Source organism: Rhodanobacter sp. Soil_C_14 (genome assembly GCF_057657335.1).
Window position 1 is genome coordinate 165,283 of record NZ_JBDGIQ010000003.1, and the last position, 12,250, is coordinate 177,532.

Sequence of the window (12,250 nt, forward strand, 5' to 3'; positions counted from 1 at the left end):
GCGTCCATCCGGTAACCGGACAGAGGCGTCTCGATCTGGGCGGGCAGAGTATGCACCCGATCTTTCGACAGTGGATACGCGAGGCCGCGAGCCGCTCAGTTCACCCGCGCCGGTTCGCCCAGTTCCAGCGATTTCAGCAGCATCCCCGCCTGGGTCCGGTTGCGCACCTTCAGCTTCTCGAAAATCGCGGTGACGTGCGCCTTCACCGTGCGCTCCTGGATCGCCAGCCGGTCGGCGATCTGCTTGTTGAGCAGGCCTTCGGCCAGCAGGGCCAGCACGCGCGATTGCTGTTCGGTGAGGCGGGCCAGCCGGCTGGCGAGGTCGGTGTCGGCGGGATCGGCGGGCAGGGCGGCGACGGCGTCAGCGAGATCGGGCGGCAACCAGGTGCCGCAATCGAGCACGCTGCGGATCGCCTCGCCGATTTCGGCAGGACTGGCGCTCTTGGGGATGAAGCCGGCGGCGCCGTGATCGAGCACGCGGCGCACGATGCGCGGCTCGTCGTGGGCGGAGACCACCAGCACCGCCACGCCGGGGTGCTGGCCGCGCAAGGCGGCGAGGCCGGACAGGCCCTGGCTGCCGGGCATGTGCAGGTCGAGCAGGACCAGGTCGATATCCGGTGCGTCAGACAGCAACTGCAGCGCCCCGGCAAGGTCAGCCGCCTCCCGGATTTCGCAGCCGGGCAGGCTGTCGTTCGCGGCCAGCCGCAGCGCGGCGCGAAACAGGGGGTGGTCGTCGGCAATCAGCAGGCTGGTCATGACGCTGAAGTTAGCTGGCCGCCGCGGCCGCGTCGAGCTTGCCGGCGCGCGGCGATGGACTTTCGTACGATGGCCAGGCGCCTTGTGCTTGCTATGGTGCGGGAATGAAAAATTCCGCCCGTCGCCTGTCCTGGCTGTTCTGCTTCATGCCCTTATCCGTCATGCTGTCCGCTTGTGCCAGCCATGCCACGGGGAAGGAAGCTGCCATGCCAGAGGTCGACTACGGGGAAGTGCGGGTAACGGAGCATCGCGGTCACGATGATCTGCTGAGTGCAGGACTGGGCCTTGCCGGCCTGGCCGCTGCGCCGCTGCCCTTTACCGATCCACTCGACCCCGGCGCGGAAGAACTGCGGCGACGCGCGATCCAGACCAGTTGGAAGGGCATCGCCGACCTGGGTCCGCTGGGTGGCTACGGCACGGTCTACGGCGCGGTGCCGGACGTGCCGGGGCGCGAATACTCGGCGTTTGCCCGGATTCCCGGCGCACGCGCGCCGCATCGCGTATTGCTGCAGTTGCCGGACAACTTCGACAAGCAGAAACGCTGCCTGGTGGTGACGGCTTCCTCGGGATCGCGCGGCGTCTACGGCGCGATTTCGCTGGCCGGCGCGTGGGGCCTGCCGCACGGCTGCGCGGTGGCGTATACCGACAAGGGCACCGGCACGGGCTACTTCGATTTCGCCGACAACAGCGGCGTGGCGCTGGACGGGCGTCGCGCGAAAAAGGGCGACGCTGCGCTGGAATTCCAGCCGATGCCGGGGCCGCCGGTCACCGGCATCGCGATCAAGCACATGCATTCGGGCGACAACCCGGAGGCGGCCTGGGGCAGGCACGTGATCCAGGCCGCGCAGTTCGGCCTGGCCATGCTCGATCGGGCGTATCCGGAAGAGGCGCCGTTCACGCCGCAGAACACGAAGATCATCGCCACCGGCATCTCCAATGGCGGCGGTGCGGTATTGCAGGCGGCCGGGCTGGATCACGACGGATTCTTCGCCGGCGTGGTCGCGCTGGAGCCGAATGTGCACGTGAAGGATCGCGGCCGCGCGCTGTACGACTACGCCACCGAGGCGGCGATCTGGCTGCCTTGCGCCCTGAGCGCGGAACAGTTTGCCGGCGTACCGATGGCGCGCGGGCCACGCGGCGTGGCGTTGCCGGCATGGCCGATCCGCTGCGCCAGCCTGCGGGCGCAGGGCAAGCTCAGTGGCAACACGCTGGCGCAGCAGTCCGCGCAGGCGCGGGACTATCTGCATGCGCGTGGCTGGACCGACGAGGCGATGGACACGGCGGCCAGCACTACGGCGTTCGACCTGTGGCGGGTGATCGCGGCGGGCTACGCCTCGTCCTACCTGCGGCGCGGCGCGGGTGACATGCCTTGCGGATTTCATTACGCGGCGATCGGCGCCGGCGGCGCGCCGGGCGTGGCGGACGCCGCGACGCGGGCAGCGTGGTGGGCCGATGGTTCGGGCATTCCCCCGGGCAACGGCATCGGGCTTTACGGCGGCGTCAATGTATCGGCCGATCCGACCCTGATCGGCAGCGAATGCCTGCGCGCGCTGTGGACCGGCGAAGATCACGAGGCGCAGGCGCTGCACGCTTCGGTGGCCGAAACCGCCGCCCGCCTGCCGCGGACGGACCTGCCGCTGTGGGTGCTGCACGGCGCCAGCGACGGCTTGCTGCCCACGGCTTTCAGTTCCGAACCGTACGTGGAGTGGCTGCGCGACGAAGGGCGCCGGCCGATCTACTGGAAGGTGCCGCATGCGCAGCACTTCGATGCGTTCCTCGCCCTGCCGGGTTTCGGCGAGCGCCACGTGCCGCTGTTGCCGTACGGCTACGTGGCCCTGGATCGGTTGTGGAGGCACCTGTACGAGGGCGAAGCATGGCCGGTCGATGCGCCCGCACCCGCGGCCCGGCCGCGTGGCGTCGGTGCCCTCGATCGCGGCAAGCTGGGCCTGCCTTGAGCATCGACGGTCGGCCATGGCTGATCCACCGCCCGGGCTGGGTTATCCTTCACGACCCCGATATCCGTGCCGTGGCACGGTGCAGCTCTTGAACCCAAGGATTTGCCATGACCATCAATGTCACCTTCACCACCAACCGCGGCCCGATCCATCTGCGCCTGCATGAAGACAAGGCGCCGGTCACGGTGGCCAACTTCGTCAACCTGGCAAAGCGTGGCTACTACGACGGCCTGTCGTTCCATCGCGTGATCGCCGACTTCATGATCCAGGGTGGTTGCCCCGAGGGCAGCGGTCGCGGCGGTCCGGGCTACAAGTTCGAGGATGAGTTCAACGCCTCGCTGAAGCACGACAAGCCGGGCGTGCTGTCGATGGCCAACGCCGGTCCGCGCACCAACGGCAGCCAGTTCTTCATCACCCATGGCCCGACCCCGTGGCTGGATGGCAAGCACAGCGTGTTCGGCGAAGTGGTCGATGCCGCCGACATGGACGTGGTCAACGCGATCAGCCAGGGCGACACGATCGAGAAGGTCACCGTGGACGGCGACGTCGACGCCCTGCTGGCGGCGCAGTCGGATCGCGTCAAGGAATGGAACGCGGTGCTCGACCAGCGCGGCTGATTCCATCATCAGGATTCGCAGAAAATCGCCGGCGGATGCCGGCGATTTTTTTGGGGACGAAGGTCATGGTCGCGCCGGTTTCATCAGCCTATGATCGACTGGCTTCACGCTTGTTCATTCATCAAGGAGAACGACCATGTCATTCCTCGACGATTTGCTTGGCGGTCAGGGACAGCAGCAGGCCGGCGGTGCCGGCTCGATGATCTCGGTGGCGGGTGATCTGCTGCAGCGCGCCGGCGGCGTGCAGGGCCTGATCAGCATGTTGCAGCAGCACGGGCTCGGCGGCGCGGTGCAGTCGTGGGTGGGCACCGGCGCGAACCAGCCGGTCTCGGGGGATCAGCTCGGTCAGGCGCTGCAGAGCGGTGGCATGGGTTCGCTGGTGCAGGAGGCTGCGGGCAAGCTCGGTGTCGATCCGGGCGTGGTGCTCAGCGGGCTGTCGCACGTCCTGCCACACGCGGTCGATCACATGACGCCGGATGGCCAGGTGCCGGATGCGGGGCAGGGCGGCGGCTTCGATCTGGGCATGCTTGAAGGTCTGGCCGGCAAGCTGCTGGGTGGGCTGGCGCAGGCCTGACAAACCCAGCACGATCAGGTGAGCCTGATCGGAAACATCCCGGCAGAGCGGCGCTCCGCCGGGATCGCTGCTCAGGCGGACTTGCGCCTGAGCAGGTGGTAGATCATCAGCAACACGATCGCACCGATCACCGAAGCGATGAAGCCGGCCGATTGCCCCTCCTGGTACCAGCCAAACACGTTCTGGCCGACCCAGGTGGCGAGCAGCGAGCCGGCAATGCCGATGATGGCGGTGATGATGAAGCCGCCCGGGTCCTTGCCCGGCATCAGCAGCTTGGCCACCAGGCCGACGATCAGTCCAATCACGAATACCCAAAGCCAGTGCATGTGGATCTCCTCCGCGTTGAGTGAGCCGCCCGTCGCGCGGGCGTGGCCATCATGCCCGGTTCTCGTGGACGTGGCGTGCACGACCAGCGCCGGGCCCGGATGGCGTGATAAAATCACCGCCTTTGCTTCCTCCCCCAGCGTGAGAGACCCATGCCCCAGCTCGCCCAGCGTGTCGGCCGCGCCAAACCCAGCGCGATCATGGTGATTGCCGAGAAGGCGAAACAGCTCAAGGCTGCCGGCCGCGACATCATCAGCTTCTCCATCGGCGTACCGAACTTCCTGCCGGGCGAACACGTGTATGCCGCCGCACGCGAGTCGCTGTCGCATGACTCCGGCCAGTACGGCAGCAACCGCGGCGCCGACGCGCTGCTGGATGCATTCCTCAAGCACATCGAGGCACTGGGTTTTTCCGGCTACGGGCGCACGAACCTGTCGATCGGCATCGGCGCCAAGCACGTGCTGTACAACCTGGCCGAGGCGCTGCTGGACGAGGGCGACGAGATCTGTTTCGCCGCGCCGTACTGGACCACGTACCGCGACATCGCCGACATCGTGGGCGCGAAGATCAACGTGATGCATTGCGGACCGGAGCAGAACTACAAGCTCACCCCGGCCCAGCTCGACGCCGCGCTGGCGCTCAAGCCGAAGGTGTTCCTGTTCAACAACCCGTCCAACCCCACCGGCATGGTCTACACCGGTGCGGAGATCGCGGCGCTGGCCGAGGTGCTGGCGAGGCACCCGGATACCTGGGTGATCACCGACGACATCTACAACTCGATGGTGTTCGACGGCATCGGCTACCACAACTTCGTGTTCGCCAAGCCCGAGCTGAAGGAACGGGTGATCTTCGTCGATTCGGTGTCCAAGACCTACGGCATGCCGGGCTGGCGGGTGGGCCTGATCGCGGCGCCGGAAGCGGTGGCGAAGGCCGTCACCACGCTGAACTCCAACCACATCACCAGCCTGCCGGAAGTGATCACCGCCGCGGCCGTGGCGGCGCTGAGCGGACCGCAGGATGTCCCGCAGGCCAAGTGCGAGGAATTCGCCGGCCGTCGCGACACCGTGTTTGCCGCGCTTAGCGCGATTCCCGGCGTGGTGTGCCCGCGGCCGCAGGGTGCGTTCTACGCATTCCCCGACGTTTCGGTGGCCTTCGGCAAGAGCCACCACGGCGTGGCGATCAACAACGACGTGGAATTCTGCGCCGCGCTGCTGGAGGCCAAGGGCGTCGCCTGCGTGCCCGGTTCCGCCTTTGGCGAGCCGCGTGCGATGCGCATCTCGTACACCTGTCCGGCTGCACAATTGCAGCCGGGCCTGCAACGCATTGCCGAGTTTTTCGCCGAGCTGAATTGAACCCGTGAATCGGGAATGGGGAGTCGGGCATCGGCCCGCTCCGCTCTTCCGATTTTCCTTTGCCGATTCCCCCTTCCCGGAGATCAAATGATGAAAGCCCCCGTTCGCGTTGCCGTTACCGGCGCTGCCGGCCAGATCGGTTATGCCTTGCTGTTCCGTATCGCCGCCGGCGACATGCTGGGCCCGGACCAGCCGGTGATCCTGCACCTGCTGGAAATCACCCCGGCCTTGCCGTCGCTGCAGGGCGTGGTGATGGAATTGAACGATTGTGCCTTCCCGACCCTGGCCGGCGTGGTCGCCACCGACGATGCCAACGTCGCCTTCAAGGACGTCGACTATGCGCTGTTGGTCGGCGCCCGCCCGCGCGGCCCGGGCATGGAGCGCAAGGATCTGCTGGAAGCGAACGGTGCGATCTTCGGTCCGCAGGGCAAGGCGATCAATGACCACGCCAAGCGCGACGTGAAAGTGCTGGTGGTCGGCAACCCGGCCAACACCAATGCGCTGATCGCCCAGCAGAACGCGCCGGACCTGGACCCGAAGTGCTTCACCGCGATGGTCCGCCTGGACCACAACCGCGCCAAGGCGCAGCTGGCCGAGAAGACCGGCAAGCACAACACCGACGTCAAGAAGATGACGATCTGGGGCAACCACAGCTCCACCCAGTATCCGGACCTGTCGCAGACCACCGTCGACGGCAAGCCGGCGCTGAGCCTGGTCGACCAGGCCTGGTACGAGAGCGACTTCATCCCGACCGTGCAGCAGCGCGGCGCGGCGATCATCAAGGCGCGCGGCGCCTCGTCCGCGGCCTCCGCCGCGTCGGCCGCGATCGACCACATGCGCTCGTGGGCGCTGGGCACGGCCGAGGGCGACTGGGTTTCGATGGGCATTCCGTCCGACGGTTCCTACGGCATCGCCCCGGGCGTGATCTACGGCTACCCGGTGACGGTGAAGGACGGCAAGTACACGATCGTGCAGGATCTGCCGGTCAGCGACTTCTCGCGCGCCCGCATGGATGCCACCGACAAGGAACTGCGCGAAGAGCGCGCCGGCGTCGAGCATCTGTTCGCGAAGTAACAAGTCGGCTCCCGCAGGGAACCGGAAAGGGTGGCCGATCGGCCACCCTTTTTTTTGCGCGCCGGTCAGTGCGGAGTGTGCGCCAGGCCCTTAAATGCCTGCCGCACGTAATCCAGCAGCGTGTCGTCCACCGCGGTGCCGCTGCGCAGGTCCGGTTCCCTGGCATAGGCCTCGCGGATGCGGGCGTGTGTCGCCGGATCATCGCCGGCGTAGGCGCGGAACAATGCCATCCAGCGCGTCGCCAGCTGTCGCGCATGCGGATCGTCGGTGGGCAGATGGTCGGCGATCGCCTGGCGCAGTTCGGCGATCAGTGGCGGCCACGCGTACATCTGCCGGCCGTAATGCTCGCGCATGCGCTGCATGTCGTGCGGCGTGAGGTAGCGCTCGAAGATCGCCAGCCGCTCCGCGACCATCGACTGCTCCACGAACTGCTCCAGCTCGCGGGTGATGCCGCTGCGTTCGCGCAGGCCGGGCTCGTTCTCGTTCATCGCCTGCAGGCGCATCAGGAAGGCGGGATTGCCGCCGGTGCCGCGGCCGACCATCGTCATCCACTGTTGCGCCAGGATCTGCGCGTCGGGATCGTCCGGCGTGGCGCCGCGGTCCATCGCCGATTGTACGGCGCTGACCAGGGCGCTCCAGTCGGTCAGCACGTCCGGGTCGGTGTGCAGCGGCAGGGTCTTCAGTTCCTCGGGTGAAAAATACTTCTCGTACATCGTCATCAGCTCCAGCGTGTCCAGCCAGTCGGCCAGGTCGGGGGGCTGTCCGTTCGCCAGCTGCGCGCGCAGATGCACCAGGCGCTCGCGCAGGCGGGTGCCTTCGGCGAGTTCGCGGTCGATCTGCGAGATCTGCTGGTCGACCACCTCGGCCAATGGCTGCAGCGGTCCGGACAGGGCTTTGCCGATGTCGGCCAGCGACAGGCCCAGCTGACGCAGGGCCTGGATACGGTGCAGGCGTTCGATGTTCGCCCGGTCGTAGTGTCGATAGCCGGCAGCGGAGCGCACCGAGGGTGTCAGCAGGCCGATGGTGTCGTAATGGTGCAGCGTGCGGACGGTCAGTCCGCAGCGCCTGGCGAGTTCGCCCACGGTCAACAACATGGCCTGCCTTCTCCTTCGGTGTGCGCCGTGCACGCTGGGGCCTCACGTTACGTGAGGGTCAAGCGTGGCGAAAGGCCATGCTCAGCTACGACCATTGTCGCGATGATGCGGCTGCCGGGCTGGTCTAGGCTGGCGGCAACGAAACCCTGGAGTCCGCCCATGCGCTACGAGGAGTTCTACCGGCAGTCCGTCGACGAGCCGGAGCGATTCTGGGCCGAGCAGGCGCGGCTGATTCACTGGGAGACGCCGCCGCGTCAGATCCTCGATCAGTCGAACCCGCCGTTCCGGCGCTGGTTCGTGGGCGGCACGACCAACCTCTGCTACAACGCGGTCGATCGCCACCTGGCCGAGCGCGCGGAGCAGCTGGCGCTGGTGGCGATTTCCAGCGAAACCGACATCACTCGCGAGTTCACCTATCGCCAGCTGCATCGCGAGGTGAACACGTTCGCCGCGGTGCTGCAGTCGCTGGACGTGGGCAAGGGCGACCGGGTAGTGATCTACCTGCCGAACATGGCCGAGGCGGTGTTCGCGATGCTGGCCTGCGCACGGATCGGCGCGATCCACTCGGTGGTGTTCGGCGGCTTTGCGGCGCACAACCTGGCGCTGCGCATCGACGACGCGCAACCGAAGTTGCTGGTTGCCGCCGATGCCGGCATGCGCGCGGGCAAGGTGATCCCGTACAAGCCGCTGGTCGACGCGGCACTGAACGAGGCCTCGGCACCGCCGCCGCATGTGCTGATCATCGACCGCGGGCTGGATCCGCAGATGACCCGGGTGACCGGGCGCGATCTGGATTACGCCAGCCTGCGCGCGCAGCACGCGGATGCCGAGGTACCGGTGACGTGGCTGGAATCGAACGAGCCGAGCTACCTGCTGTACACCTCGGGCACCACCGGCAAGCCCAAGGGTGTGCAGCGTGACGTGGGCGGTTACGCGGTGGCGATGGCCTTGTCGATCCGCCACGTATTCGACATCGCGCCGGGGCAGGTGATGTTCTCCACGTCCGACGTGGGCTGGGCGGTGGGGCATTCCTACAACGTCTACGGCCCGTTGATCGGCGGCGCCACCACCTTGTTGTATGAAGGCCTGCCGACGCGGCCTGATGCAGGCATCTGGTGGCAGCTGTGCGAGCGCTACAAGGTGCGCACCATGTTCTCCTCGCCCACCGCGATCCGCGTGCTGAAGAAGCAGGACGAGAGCTGGCTGAAGAAGTACGACCTGTCGACGCTGAAGTGGCTGTTCCTCGCCGGCGAGCCGCTGGACGAGCCGACTGCCCAGTGGATCACCGGCGCGCTGGGTGTGCCGGTGATCGACAACTACTGGCAGACCGAGACCGGTTGGCCAGCGATCACCCTGATGCCGGGGCTGGATTTGAAGACGGTGAAATTCGGCTCGCCCGGCCTGCCGGCGCCGGGCTACCGGATGAAGGTGATCGACGAGAACACCGGCGCGGAAGTACCCCACGGCACCAAGGGCGTGCTGGTGCTGCAGCTGCCGTTGCCACCGGGTTGCCTCAGCACCATCTGGCGTGACGACGATCGCTACGTGTACAGCTATTTCAGCCACTTCAAGGAGCTGCTGTACAGCTCGCTGGACTGGGCGGTGCGCGATGAGGACGGCTATACGTTCGTGCTTGGCCGCACCGACGACGTGATCAACGTGGCCGGCCATCGCCTGGGCACGCGCGAGATCGAGGAGTCGGTGGCCAGCCATCCGGCGGTGGCCGAGGCGGCCGTGGTCGGCGTGAAGGACGAGCTGAAAGGGCAGGTGCCGATCGTGTTCGCCACGTTGAAACGGGATGCCGGTGATGGTGCCGCCGAAGTGGCGAAGGCCATGCAGCAGCGCGTGGTCGACCAGCTTGGCGGCGTGGCAAGGCCGTCACGCATCTATGTGGTGAATGCCTTGCCGAAGACCCGTTCCGGCAAACTGTTGCGCCGCTCGTTGCAGGCGTTGGCGGAGCAGCGCGATCCGGGCGATCTGTCCACGCTGGATGATCCGGGCGCGCTGGAAGACATTCGCCGCGCGCTGGAACACGGGCCCGATCAAGGCAGCTGACGCCGGGCCATGGGCCCGCCCGGCGAAACGGTGAACGGGACAGCGAGTCATCCCGTTCACTTCGATCCGTTCGTTTCGATCAGGCGGCGACCGCTTCCTTGCGGTCTTCCGTGACCACCAGCGGGCTGCGGATCAGGTGATCGAACGCGCTCAGCGCTGCCGTGGAGCCGGCACCCATCGCGATCACGATCTGCTTGTACGGCACCGTGGTGGCGTCGCCGGCGGCGAACACGCCGGGCAGGGAGGTCTGGCCGCGTTCGTCGATCACGATCTCGCCGCGCGGGGACAGTTCCAGCGTGCCCTTCAGCCATTCGGTGTTCGGCAGCAGGCCGATCTGCACGAAGATGCCTTCCAGTGCCAGCGTGTGCATCTGCTCGTTGGTACGGTCGCGATAGACCAGTGCGCTGACCCGCTGGCCGTCGCCCAGCACCTCGGTGCTCAGCGCGCTGACGATGATGTCGACGTTGGGCAGGCTGCGCAGCTTGCGCTGCAGGACTTCGTCGGCGCGCAGCTTGCTGTCGAATTCGATCAGGGTGACGTGGGCCACGATGCCGGCCAGGTCGATCGCCGCCTCGACGCCGGAGTTGCCGCCGCCGATCACCGCCACGCGCTTGCCCTTGAACAGCGGACCGTCGCAGTGCGGGCAGTAGGCCACGCCCTTGTTGCGGTATTCGTCTTCGCCGGGCACGCCCATCTGCCGCCAGCGGGCGCCGGTCGAGAGGATCACCGTTTTCGACTTCAGCGTGGCGCCGTTGGCCAGTTCGATTTCAACCAGGCCGCCGGTCGCGTCGCTGGCCGGCACCAGCTTCTCGGCGCGCTGCAGGTTCATCACGTCCACGTCGTATTCGTGCACGTGCTGCTCCAGCGCGGCGGCGAGCTTCGGGCCTTCGGTATAGGTCACCGAGATGAAGTTCTCGATCGCCATGGTGTCCAGCACCTGGCCGCCGAAACGCTCGGCCGCCACACCGGTGCGGATGCCCTTGCGCGCGGCATAGATCGCCGCCGCCGCGCCGGCCGGGCCGCCGCCGACCACGAGCACGTCAAACGCGTCCCTGGCCTTGATCTTCTCCGCCTCGCGGGCGCTGGAGCCGGTGTCGAGCCTGGCCACGATCTGCTCCAGGCTCATGCGGCCCTGGTCGAACACTTCGCCGTTGAGGAACACGGTGGGCACCGACATCACCTGGCGCTTTTCCACCTCGTCCTGGTACAGCGCGCCGTCGATCGCCACGTGCTGGATGCGCGGGTTGAGCACGCTCATCAGGTTCAGCGCCTGCACCACGTCGGGGCAGTTCTGGCAGGACAGCGAAAAATACGTCTCGAACTTGAAGTCGCCATCGAGGTTGCGCACCTGCTCGATCGTATCGGCGGCCGCCTTGGACGGATGGCCGCCCACTTGCAGCAGGGCCAGCACCAGCGAGGTGAATTCATGACCCATCGGCAGGCCGGCGAAACGCACGCCGACGTCGGTGCCGACGCGATTGATCGCGAACGACGGCTTGCGCGCGTCGCTGTCGTCACGGCGCAGGCTGATCTTGTCCGACAGCGCGGCAATCTGCTGCAGCAATTCGTCCAGTTCCTGCGACTTGGCGCTGTCGTCCAGCGCGGCGACCAGCTCGATCGGCTGCACCAGCTTTTCCAGATAGGCCTGCAACTGGGTCTTGAGGGTTTCGTCGAGCATGGCTACCACTCCAGTGATGGATGCGTGGGGATCGTGGGGAGGGAAGAGGCTTGTGACAGCAGCCTGCGCCGGAGGGGAGGGCGGCAGGGCGGGAGCGGTGCCGGGCGCAAGCCGCTGACACAAGCATCCAGGCGGGTTGGAACCGGGCGCCGTGGCGCCCGGTTCCGATGCAGCGGTGAATCAGATCTTGCCGACCAGGTCCAGCGACGGCGCCAGGGTCTTCTCGCCTTCCTTCCACTTGGCCGGGCAGACCTCGTTCGGGTGGGCGGCGACGTACTGGGCAGCCTTGACCTTGCGCAGCAGTTCGGACGCGTCGCGGCCGATGCCACCGGCATTGATCTCGACGATCTGGATCTTGCCCGCCGGATCGATCACGAAGGTGCCGCGATCGGCCAGACCGGCTTCCTCGATCATCACCTCGAAGTTGCGGCTGATCGTGCCGGTCGGATCGCCGACCATGGTGTAGTTGATCTTCTTCACGGCGTCCGAGGTGTCGTGCCAGGCCTTGTGCGCGAAATGGGTGTCGGTCGAGACCGAGTAGATCTCCACGCCCAGCTTCTGGAACTCGGCGTAGTTGTCGGCCAGGTCCTCGAGCTCGGTCGGGCAGACGAAGGTGAAGTCGGCCGGGTAGAAGAACACCACGGACCACTTGCCCTTCAGGTCGGCATCGGAGATCTGGACGAATTTGCCGGCTTTCAGTGCGTCGGCCTTGAACGGTTTCACTTCGGTATTGATCAGGGACATCTTGGTTTTCCCGTGGTGGTTGAACAGT

General features: G+C 66.8%; 11 protein-coding genes. 6 read left to right on the forward strand and 5 right to left on the reverse strand.

From position 1 onward, the window contains the following. Positions 1–95 precede the first annotated feature (95 nt). A complete protein-coding gene (locus AC3A56_RS09320; RefSeq protein WP_487770125.1) occupies positions 96–755 on the reverse strand; it encodes a response regulator transcription factor in 660 nt (219 codons plus the stop codon). Between the two features lie 161 nt (positions 756–916). Between AC3A56_RS09320 and AC3A56_RS09325 the strand changes: the two genes are divergently transcribed. The 3 genes from AC3A56_RS09325 to AC3A56_RS09335 all read left to right on the forward strand — a co-directional run bounded on the left by AC3A56_RS09325 (position 917) and on the right by AC3A56_RS09335 (position 3,901). Then, on the forward strand, positions 917–2,710 hold the full coding sequence (locus AC3A56_RS09325; RefSeq protein WP_487770291.1) for a 3-hydroxybutyrate oligomer hydrolase family protein: 1,794 nt from the start codon (positions 917–919) through the stop codon (positions 2,708–2,710). A gap of 107 nt (positions 2,711–2,817) precedes the next feature. Continuing rightward, positions 2,818–3,327, forward strand: coding sequence for a peptidylprolyl isomerase (locus AC3A56_RS09330; RefSeq protein WP_056764779.1), 510 nt, complete (start codon positions 2,818–2,820; stop codon positions 3,325–3,327). Positions 3,328–3,463: 136 nt separating this feature from the next. Beyond that, complete coding sequence (locus tag AC3A56_RS09335) at positions 3,464–3,901, forward strand: YidB family protein (RefSeq protein WP_056764781.1); 438 nt, start codon at positions 3,464–3,466, stop codon at positions 3,899–3,901. Positions 3,902–3,972: 71 nt separating this feature from the next. Here the strand turns inward: AC3A56_RS09335 and AC3A56_RS09340 are convergent, their stop codons facing one another. Then, the gene (locus AC3A56_RS09340) at positions 3,973–4,227 is read right to left on the reverse strand and encodes a GlsB/YeaQ/YmgE family stress response membrane protein (protein WP_487770126.1); all 255 of its coding nucleotides are present in this window, start codon (positions 4,225–4,227) and stop codon (positions 3,973–3,975) included. 150 nt (positions 4,228–4,377) lie between these two features. Here AC3A56_RS09340 and AC3A56_RS09345 point away from each other — a divergent pair, with 150 nt between their 5' ends. Next, entirely contained in the window at positions 4,378–5,577 is a 1,200-nt protein-coding gene (locus tag AC3A56_RS09345; protein WP_056764783.1) for an aminotransferase class I/II-fold pyridoxal phosphate-dependent enzyme, read from the forward strand. Between the two features lie 90 nt (positions 5,578–5,667). Further along, positions 5,668–6,651: a malate dehydrogenase gene (locus tag AC3A56_RS09350; protein WP_487770127.1), complete on the forward strand. Its 984-nt coding sequence runs from the start codon at positions 5,668–5,670 to the stop codon at positions 6,649–6,651. A 65-nt stretch (positions 6,652–6,716) separates the two neighbouring features. On the opposite strand, the gene AC3A56_RS09355 is transcribed toward AC3A56_RS09350, so the two are convergent. After that, the gene (locus AC3A56_RS09355; RefSeq protein ID WP_487770128.1) at positions 6,717–7,745 is read right to left on the reverse strand and encodes a MerR family transcriptional regulator; all 1,029 of its coding nucleotides are present in this window, start codon (positions 7,743–7,745) and stop codon (positions 6,717–6,719) included. 159 nt (positions 7,746–7,904) lie between these two features. Between AC3A56_RS09355 and prpE the strand changes: the two genes are divergently transcribed. Continuing rightward, complete coding sequence (gene prpE / locus AC3A56_RS09360) at positions 7,905–9,800, forward strand: propionate--CoA ligase (protein ID WP_487770129.1); 1,896 nt, start codon at positions 7,905–7,907, stop codon at positions 9,798–9,800. Between the two features lie 79 nt (positions 9,801–9,879). On the opposite strand, the gene ahpF is transcribed toward prpE, so the two are convergent. After that, positions 9,880–11,478, reverse strand: coding sequence for an alkyl hydroperoxide reductase subunit F (ahpF, locus tag AC3A56_RS09365; protein WP_487770130.1), 1,599 nt, complete (start codon positions 11,476–11,478; stop codon positions 9,880–9,882). A 180-nt stretch (positions 11,479–11,658) separates the two neighbouring features. Continuing rightward, positions 11,659–12,222, reverse strand: coding sequence for an alkyl hydroperoxide reductase subunit C (gene ahpC, locus AC3A56_RS09370; RefSeq protein WP_056717598.1), 564 nt, complete (start codon positions 12,220–12,222; stop codon positions 11,659–11,661). Positions 12,223–12,250: the final 28 nt, after the last annotated feature.